This is a genomic window from Azospirillum sp. (assembly GCF_050789165.1).
Map to the genome: position 1 here is coordinate 52,922 of NZ_JBOZRT010000005.1, position 8,386 is coordinate 61,307.

9 protein-coding genes and 1 pseudogene are annotated in these 8,386 nt (G+C 70.6%); 4 read left to right on the forward strand and 6 right to left on the reverse strand.

Annotated features, from left to right (window positions below; translation table 11 throughout):
- The first annotated feature begins 162 nt into the window (after positions 1–162).
- On the forward strand, positions 163–1,242 hold the full coding sequence (locus ACRWK7_RS00350) for a pentapeptide repeat-containing protein (RefSeq protein ID WP_431854173.1): 1,080 nt from the start codon (positions 163–165) through the stop codon (positions 1,240–1,242).
- A 43-nt stretch (positions 1,243–1,285) separates the two neighbouring features.
- On the opposite strand, the gene yddG is transcribed toward ACRWK7_RS00350, so the two are convergent.
- Together yddG and ACRWK7_RS00360 are read right to left on the reverse strand one after the other, a co-directional pair.
- The gene (gene yddG, locus ACRWK7_RS00355; protein WP_431854174.1) at positions 1,286–2,197 is read right to left on the reverse strand and encodes an aromatic amino acid exporter YddG; all 912 of its coding nucleotides are present in this window, start codon (positions 2,195–2,197) and stop codon (positions 1,286–1,288) included.
- Between the two features lie 68 nt (positions 2,198–2,265).
- Complete coding sequence (locus ACRWK7_RS00360) at positions 2,266–2,871, reverse strand: LysE/ArgO family amino acid transporter (RefSeq protein WP_431854175.1); 606 nt, start codon at positions 2,869–2,871, stop codon at positions 2,266–2,268.
- A gap of 249 nt (positions 2,872–3,120) precedes the next feature.
- On the opposite strand from ACRWK7_RS00360, the gene ACRWK7_RS00365 reads away from it, so the two are divergent.
- Positions 3,121–4,005 carry a LysR family transcriptional regulator ArgP gene (locus tag ACRWK7_RS00365; RefSeq protein ID WP_431854176.1) on the forward strand — a complete coding sequence of 295 codons (885 nt, stop codon included), beginning with the start codon at positions 3,121–3,123 and terminating at the stop codon, positions 4,003–4,005.
- Between the two features lie 9 nt (positions 4,006–4,014).
- On the opposite strand, the gene cueR is transcribed toward ACRWK7_RS00365, so the two are convergent.
- The 4 genes from cueR to ACRWK7_RS00385 form a co-directional block, all read right to left on the reverse strand.
- Positions 4,015–4,437 (reverse strand): Cu(I)-responsive transcriptional regulator, encoded by a 423-nt coding sequence (gene cueR / locus ACRWK7_RS00370; protein ID WP_431854177.1) that lies wholly within the window; start codon positions 4,435–4,437, stop codon positions 4,015–4,017.
- Positions 4,437–6,830: a heavy metal translocating P-type ATPase gene (locus ACRWK7_RS00375; RefSeq protein WP_431854178.1), complete on the reverse strand. Its 2,394-nt coding sequence runs from the start codon at positions 6,828–6,830 to the stop codon at positions 4,437–4,439. The genes cueR and ACRWK7_RS00375 overlap by 1 nt, the downstream gene beginning before the upstream one ends.
- An 86-nt stretch (positions 6,831–6,916) precedes the next feature.
- Positions 6,917–7,120, reverse strand: a complete 204-nt coding sequence (locus tag ACRWK7_RS00380) for a heavy-metal-associated domain-containing protein (RefSeq protein WP_431854179.1) — start codon at positions 7,118–7,120, stop codon at positions 6,917–6,919.
- A 65-nt stretch (positions 7,121–7,185) separates the two neighbouring features.
- Positions 7,186–7,572: a TerB family tellurite resistance protein gene (locus tag ACRWK7_RS00385; RefSeq protein WP_431854180.1), complete on the reverse strand. Its 387-nt coding sequence runs from the start codon at positions 7,570–7,572 to the stop codon at positions 7,186–7,188.
- Between the two features lie 79 nt (positions 7,573–7,651).
- On the opposite strand from ACRWK7_RS00385, the gene ACRWK7_RS00390 reads away from it, so the two are divergent.
- Together ACRWK7_RS00390 and ACRWK7_RS00395 are read left to right on the forward strand one after the other, a co-directional pair.
- A complete protein-coding gene (locus ACRWK7_RS00390; RefSeq protein WP_431854181.1) occupies positions 7,652–7,867 on the forward strand; it encodes a SlyX family protein in 216 nt (71 codons plus the stop codon).
- 143 nt (positions 7,868–8,010) lie between these two features.
- Positions 8,011–8,386: pseudogene (locus tag ACRWK7_RS00395) on the forward strand (TRAP transporter substrate-binding protein DctP); the annotation flags it as partial.

Below are 8,386 nucleotides of genomic sequence, written 5' to 3' on the forward strand. Positions count from 1 at the left end.
CGCGTGGCCACGCTCCTCAAGAGTTCGCAAACATACCACAGTATTCACCGCCCCAGCGGCGTATGCGTAAGGCACGCCTAAAGACCAATATACAGCGTATTATTGCGACCACGCCTGATTCATGAAAAGCTTGGCGATCGCGACGAGCCAAGCGAGAGCGCCATGGTGGTTTATCTCTTCATCGGCGTGGCGGTGTTTTCCGCACTTTACGCGGTCATGTATCTGTATGTTCCCGCGCGATTGACGAAAGACAGGACATACGCGACGGACAAGGAGCGCGGCGAGGCGGAAGATCGCCATCGAACCATCCTTTCCGCGACGGCCACAGCCGTTGGGGCGGTCATTGCCTTTTCCTATGGCGTCTACAAAGACATTGATGAGGGATCGGAAAAGGCCAGCAAGGAATCGCAGGACCGGGCAGACCGGCTAAGGAAGGATTCCATATCTCAGCTGGACTCCTATATCTCCAGGCTCTCCCATGAGTCGGTCGTGGACAAGACCTCCGCCATATATTCCATGGGAAGCATCGTCACGGTTTCGGCCGATCTCGACCAAACCGTATTCCCAACCCTCCTTTTGTATGTGCAGCAGCACGCCGGACAGGAACCGCCTCTGGTTCAACGCCAGGACGCCGTGCATTACGCGAACATCACGCCCGACGTGCAGGCCGCGATCAATGTCCTTGGCTGGCGCACCGTGAGCGACGACAACCGCTTCCGCGTGGTGGACTTCAGGCACCTCACCCTCGTTCGCCCGAACTTTCATGGCAGCACCGGATACCAGCGCGCGTGGTTTTCCGGAGCGGTGCTGCTGGGTGCCGATATGCGTTATGCGAACTTCGAAGGTGCCTTTTTCGACGGGACGTCCTTTGGCGACTGGATGGCTTTCGGACAATCCAAGAGCGGCAATCACCATGCCGACCCGAACAGCTCATGCGACGACGAGAAGGAGCACGGCTGGTCGGAAGAATTGACCTCGAAGGATTGCTGGTGGGATTGGATGCGCTACGATCACGTGGCGAACTTTACCGGCGCGAATCTCAGAAAAGCCAGCTTCAAGAGCGCCGGGCTGAGCGGGGCGATCTTCGACGACGCGGACGTCGCCGGAGCAGATTTCGGCGGAGCCGACCTCAGCCGCGCGGATTTCCGGAAGGCCAGGAATCTGGCTCGCGCGAAGATCGACAAAAGATGCTATCCGCAGGCCCGTTTCCCGGAGAACTTCCTGAACGTGAAATGCCCCTGACCGTCGGGATGCGGTTGGCGCCGGAGTCCTCCGTCGCTCCCCATCATCCCCGCGGCCGCAGCATGTCCCAGCTCGCCATCACCGCGCCGCCGACGATCAGCCCGCAGGCCGCCCACACGGTCCAGCCCGCCTCGGCGCGGCCGAACAGGATCAGCAGAAAGGTGGACAGCAGCGGCGTCGCGTAGGACAGGGCGCCCAGCGCCCGGATGTCGCCGCGCTTCACCCCGTGGTCCCAGACGAAGAACGCCGCGCCCACCGGCCCGGTGCCGAGCAGCAGCACCGCCAGCCATTCCATGGCCCCCGGCACCACGGTCGCCTCGAACGCCAGGTGGCACAGCCCCGCCAGCACCGCGGTGGCGAGGCAGAAGCCGCCCACCGCCTCGGTCGGCACGTGGCCGAAGCGGCGCGACAGCACCGAATAGGCCGACCACACCACCGCGCACGCCGCCGCCGACGCGTAGCCGGGCAGGTAGGCCGCCTCGATGCTCAGGCCGCGCCCCTTGCCGGTCACCAGCAGCGCCGTCCCGGCCAGCCCGAGCAGCCCGCCCAGCACGTGCCCCGCGGTCAGCCGGTGCCCCGGCAGCAGCGCCGAGAACAGCACGATCAGCAGCGGCCACAGGTAGTTCAGCAGGTTGACCTCGACCGCCGCGTCCGGCGCCAGACGGAAGGCCAGGAAGTAGAAGAAGTGGTAGCCGAACAGCCCGCCCACCCCCAGCAGCCACACCGGCCAGGGCTGGCGCAGCGGCGCCACCACGCTGCGCCCGCGCGCCGCCGCCGCCGCGGTGCCGACCAGGAAGGCGAGGACGAAGGACATGGCGACCAGCTGGAACGGCGGGATGTCCCCCGACAGCGTGGTCAGCAGCGCCAGCGTCGACCACAGGAGGATCGCGAAGCCGCCGATGGCGGTGGCGCGGCGGACGTGGGCCCGATCGGCCGCCAAAGTGTCTGTGGTCATGGCAAAATATCCGAACTCGGATGAAACGCGGTGCCCCCTATAGCGCAGCCGGCGCGCAGCCGCAACCGTCAGGCCCGCACCACCAGCGTTGCGGCGATCGCGCACATGACGGTGCCGATGCCGGCATCCAGCACCCGCCACGCCCCCGGCCGGGCGAAGACGGGCCGCAGCAGGCGCGCGCCGTAGCCCAGCGCGAAGAAGAACAGGAAGGACGCCGTCATCGCCCCGAGCGCGAAGGCGTGCTTGCCCGCCGCGAACTGCGTGGACACCGAGCCGACCAGCACCACCGTGTCCAGGTAGACGTGCGGATTCAGCCACGTCAGCGCGAGGCAGGTCGCCAGCGTCGCGCCGAGGCCGGGCGGAACCGCCGCCGCCGGCGTCAGCGCGCCGTCCGCGCGGACCGCCGCCCGGAAGCTGCGCAGGCCGTAGGCCAGCAGGAAGGCCGCACCGGCGTACCGCGTCGCCGTCTCCAGCCAGGGCACCCAGGCGTTGGCCTGGGCGAAGCCGCCGACCCCCGCCACGATCAGCACGGCGTCGGACACCGCGCAGGTCAGGCAGACCGCCAGGATGTGTTCGCCACGCAGGCCCTGGCGGAGCACGAAGGCGTTCTGCGCGCCGATGGCGACGATCAGGCTGAGGCCCAGCAGCAGGCCGGGAACGAAGGCGGACAGCATGGCGGACCCTTCCGGTGGCGATGTCCTTCCGCTAGCACGGCCGCCTGGATTAGAATAATTAAAGGTCCTTTCCTGAGTTAAGGAACGCTAATGAGCTTTCCCAAGCCGCCGCAACGTCCTTCATCGTCATCCCCGCGAAGGCGGGGATCCATAACTGCCATGGCATAACGCATTGAAAATTATGGATCCCCGCCTTCGCGGGGATGACGGAACAAAACGTTCACGCCGAACAGAAAGCCGATTCAATCCATGCTGGATTACGCGCTGCTCGCCGCGCTGGCGGCCGTCATCCGCACCGGCAGCTTCGAACGGGCCGCGCAGCAGCTCCACGTCACCCCCTCGGCGGTGTCCCAGCGCGTGAAGCTCCTGGAGGAGCGGCTGGGGACGATCCTGGTGGTGCGGGGCAGCCCCTGCACCGGCACGCCGGCGGGCCAGCGCCTGTGCCAGCACGCGGAGCAGGTGGCGCTCCTGGAAAGCGAACTGCGCCATGGGCTTCCGGACATCCGGCACGACGCGCCGCCGGTGACCGTGCGCCTCGCGGTAAACGCGGACAGCCTCGCCACATGGTTCGTCGCGGCGATGGCGGAGACGCCGGACTGCCTGTTCGACCTCGTCCTCGACGACCAGGAGCACAGCGCCGACTGGCTGCGCCGGGGCGAGGTCCTGGCGGCGGTGACGGCCAGCGTCAAGCCGGTGCAGGGCTGCGACAGCACGCCTCTGGGTGCCCTGCGCTACGTCGCGACCGCCAGCCCGGCGTTCGTCCGCCGGCATTTCCCCGAGGGAGTGGACGGCGCCTCCCTCGCCCGCGCGCCGCGCCTGACCTTCAACAGCAAGGACCGGCTGCAGGCGCAGTGGACCCGGCAGGCGTTCGGAACGGAGATCGCCTCACCGACCCACTGGCTGCCCTCGTCGCAGGCGTTCGTCGACGCGGCGCTGGCCGGGCTCGGCTGGGGCATGAACCCGGAGATGCTGGTGGCCGGACACCTGCGCGACGGGCGGCTGGCCGCTCTCGTCCCGGAGCAGCCGCTGGACGTGCCGCTGTTCTGGCAGCGCAGCCGCATCGCGAGCCGCACGCTGGCCGACATCACGAAGGCCGTCCTGCGCACCGCGCGCGCCGCGTTGCAGCCGGCGTGACGGTTGGCCTCACGCCGGCTGGCCGTGCCCGCAGCAGGCCGTCCCGGCCTCCTCCAGGTCGCGCAGGATCGGGCAGTCCGGGCGGTCGTCGCCGTGGCAGGCGTCGGCCAGCTCGCGCAGCGTGTCGGCCATGGCGCGCATCTCGGCGATCTTGGCCTCCAGCTCGTCCACGTGCTCCAGCGCGATGCGCTTCACCTCGGCGCTGGCGCGGTGCTTGTCGCGCCACAGGCCGACCAACGCCTGGATGCGCTCGATGCTGAAGCCCAGCGTGCGCGCCCGCTTGACGAAGCGCAGGATGCGCACCTCCTGCGCCGTGTAGACCCGGTAGCCGGCGGCGGTGCGGCCGGCCTCCGGGATCAGGCCGATGGACTCGTAATAGCGGATCAGCTTGGCGTTGACGCCCGACGCCTTGGCGGCTTCCCCGATGTTCATCACCGATCCCCCCGGGGCTTCCACCCCCGCAGCGTCAGCGCGTTGAGCACCACGCTGACCGAGCTCAAGGCCATGGCGCCGCCGGCCAGCACCGGGTTCAGCAGGCCCAGCGCCGCCAGCGGAATGCCGACGAGGTTGTAGATGAAGGCCCAGAACAGGCCCTGGCGGATCTTCGAATAGGTCCGCCGCGACACGTCGATGGCGCCGCCGACCAGCACCGGGTCGCCGCGCATCAGCGTGACGCCGGCGGTGTGCATCGCCACGTCGGTGCCGGTCGCCATGGCGATGCCGACGTCGGCGGCGGCCAGCGCCGGCGCGTCGTTGATGCCGTCGCCGACCATCGCCACCACCTTGCCCTCGGCCTTGAGGGACGCCACCACGGCCGCCTTGTCGCCGGGCAGCACCTCGGCGAAGACGCGGTCGATGCCCAACTCGCTTGCAACCGCCTGGGCGGCGCCCCGGCTGTCGCCGGTGACCATCACCGCCTCGATGCCCTGGTCGTGCAGCGCCCGCACGGCGCTCCGCGCCGCCGCCTTCACCGTGTCGCCGAAGGCGATCAGGCCGAGCGCCCGCCCGTCCGCCGCCAGCCACGACACCGTGCGGCCGTCGGACTCCAGCAGCGCGGCGCGCGCCTCCAGCTCCGCGTCGGCGATTCCGCTCTCGGCCATCAGACGGCGGGTGCCGAGCAGCACCGGCCGCCCGTCCACCACGCCCGACACGCCGCGCCCGGCCAGCGCTTTGAAATCTGCCAGGCTGCCGAGGCCCTGCCCGGCCGCCCGCTCGCGCACCGCGTGGGCCAGCGGGTGCTCGCTGCCCTGCTGCAGCGTGGCGGCGAGGCGCAGCAGCTCCGCCTCGTCCGCGGCGATCAGGTCGGTGACGCGCGGCTTGCCCTCGGTCAGCGTGCCGGTCTTGTCGAAGGCGACGGCGGTGACGGCGTGCGCCCGCTCCAGCGCCTCGGCGTCCTTGATCAGGATGCCGTGCCGGGCGGCGGCGCCGGTGCCGACCATGATGCTGGTCGGCGTGGCGAGGCCCAGCGCGCACGGGCAGGCGATGACCAGCACCGACACCGCGGTGATCACCGCCGCCTCGACGCCATAGCCCAGCGCCCACCACGCCGCGAAGGTCGCCAGCGCGATGCCCAGCACCACCGGCACGAACACCGCGCTGACCCGGTCCACCGCCCGCTGGATCGGCGCCTTGGAGGCCTGCGCGCCCTCCACCAGCCGGACGATCTTCGCCAGCATGGTCTCGGCGCCCACCGCGGTCGTCTCGACGGTCAGCAGGCCGTCCACGTTGATCGAGCCGCCGGTGACCGGGGCGCCCGCCGCCTTCTCCACCGGCAGCGGCTCGCCGGTCAGCATGGATTCATCGACGCTGCCGGCGCCCTCGACGACGCGGCCGTCCACCGGCACGCGCTCGCCGGGGCGGATCACCACCATGTCGCCGACGCGCACCTGATCGACGGGAATCTCGGTCTCGGCGCCGCCGCGCCGCACCCGCGCCGTGTCGGGCCGCAGGCCCATCAGCGCGCGGATGGCGGCGGCGGTCTGGCCCTTGGCGCGCGCCTCCAGCCACTTGCCGAGCAGCACGAAGGTGATGAGCACCGCCGACGCCTCGAAATACAGGTGCGGCGTGTGCCCGGCGTGCGCCGTCAGCCACGTGTAGACGCTGAGCCCCCAGGCCGCCGAGGTGCCCAGCGCCACCAGCAGGTCCATGTTGCCGGCCCCGGCGCGCACCGCCTTCCAGGCCGCCGCGTAGAAGCGCCAGCCCAGCCAGACCTGCACCGGCGTCGCCAGCGCGAACTGCGCCCAGGCGGGCAGCATCAGGGGAGCGCCCAGCAGGTCGCCCACCATCCCCACCACCAGCGGCGCCGACAGCGCCGCGGCGATCAGCACGTGGCGCAGCTCGCGCCCGCTGCGGGCCTCCGCGGGCGGGGTAGCGGCGGTCTGTTCCGCCACCGGCGCCGCCTCGTAGCCGGCGCGCTCGACGGCGGCGATCAGGTCGGCGAGCGCGAGGCCGTGGCCGGCGACGTGGGCACGCTCGGTGGCGAGGTTGACGCTCGCTTGCGTGACGCCCGGCACCTTCTTCAGCGCCTTCTCGACCCGCGCCACGCACGACGCGCAGGTCATGCCGCCGACCTGCAGGTCGAACGCGGCCGAGGCCGGCTGGTAGCCCGCGGCCTCGATGGCGGCGACCACGCCTTGCGGGTTGGCCGCGCCGTCGGCGAAGGTGACGCGGGCCTTCTCGGTCGCCAGATTGACCGACACCTCGGCCACCCCCGGCACCTTGCGGATCGCCTTCTCCACGCGCCCGACGCAGGACGCGCAGGTCATCCCCTCGATTCCGATGTCGAAGTCGGGGGCGGGGCGGGTCTGCGCAGCGGTCTCGGCCATGATGGCTCTCCTCGTGTCGTGCTGCCCCATCAGATGGGCCTTCCAATCATGGGAAGGTCAAGGGCAAAACGCAGAGGAGAGGTGCGTCACGCCGCGAGGCCCTGCACCTCGTAGCCGGCGTCCTCGATGGCCTGCCGCACCGCCGCCTCGCCGGCGGCGCCCTCCACCGCGACCTCGCCGGCAGACAGGTCGACCACCGCGCGCTCCACGGCCGGCAGCGCCTCGACCGCCTTGGTCACCGTCTGGGCGCAGTGGCCGCAGGTCATTCCCTTCACTTTCAGCTTCAGCATGTGGTCCTCCATGGGTTGCTGTCCCAAGCCTCAGGCTTCCAGCGATGGAAAGGTCAAGCGCGTTCTTACAGGCCGAACTGCGTCGGGCTGAGGTTCAGCGCCTCGCAGATCCGGCGGGCGGCGTCAGCCTGCGCCGGGGCGAGGTCGCCGTCGGCGCTCGCCAGCGCGCAGCAGCCCCGCGCGACGCGCTTGGCGGCCTCCGCGTCGCCCTTCACGGCGCGCACCGCGGCCAGCGCCTCCTCGTCCGCCACGGCGGCGTCGCCGCGCAGCCGCTCCAGGGTCGCGTCGAAGGCGGGCGCGTCGCCCAGGCCGTCGAGGCGGGCGCGGATGCCGGCGGGATCGGCCCCCTCGGCGGCGGCCATCAGGGCGCAGGCGGCGGTCAGGGCGTGCGGATCGGCGCCGCTCAGCGCGGCGCGTTCCTTGGCGGGATCGGTCAGCCAGTCCAGTCTCATGGCCGGCACAACAGCGCCGGCGTTGCGCCGTCACGCCGCTTCGCCTAAAGCTGCGCCCCGCAACCTCGGGAGCGCCCGCATGGACAAGGCCGTCGAACGCCGCCTCATCGACCTGGAAAGCCGCCTCGCCCACCACGAGCGCATGGCCGAGGAGCTGTCGTCCGTGGTGTTCGAGCAGGGGCGGGCCATCGACCTGCTGACCGCCCAGGTCCGCCGCCTGCGGGAGCGCCTGATGCTGCTGGAGGCCGGGGCCGAGCGCTCGCCGCAGGACGACCGGCCGCCGCCGCACTACTGACCTCCCGGCCCCGGCATACATCGTACAGAAGATGCGGCAAACACGAATAGTATCGTGTCCGCATCATCGGTTATGGTGACGATGTCGAGCCGCGACGAGCCCGCGTGAGACGGGCGCAGCGGCGCTGGGAGGAAAACAAGACAATGACCACGACCCGACGCACGGTTCTGGGCGGCATGCTGGCCGCCCCGGCGATCGTCGCGGCCAGCCGCCTGGGCTGGGCCGCCGACGCCAAGGTGCTGAAGATTTCGCACCAGTTCCCCGGCGGCACCCTCGACGAGGGCGATTTCCGCGACCGCATGTGCCGCCGCTTCGCCGCCGAGGTGGAGAAGCGCACCGCCGGACAGCTGAGGTTCGAGCTGTACCCCGGCTCGTCGCTGATGAAGACGCTGGCGCAGTTCAGCGCCATGCGCAAGGGCGCGCTCGACCTGTCGCTCTACCCGATGCCCTACGCCGGCGGCGAGGTGCCGGAGACCAACCTCGGCCTCATGCCGTGCCTGGTCACCAGCTACGAGCAGG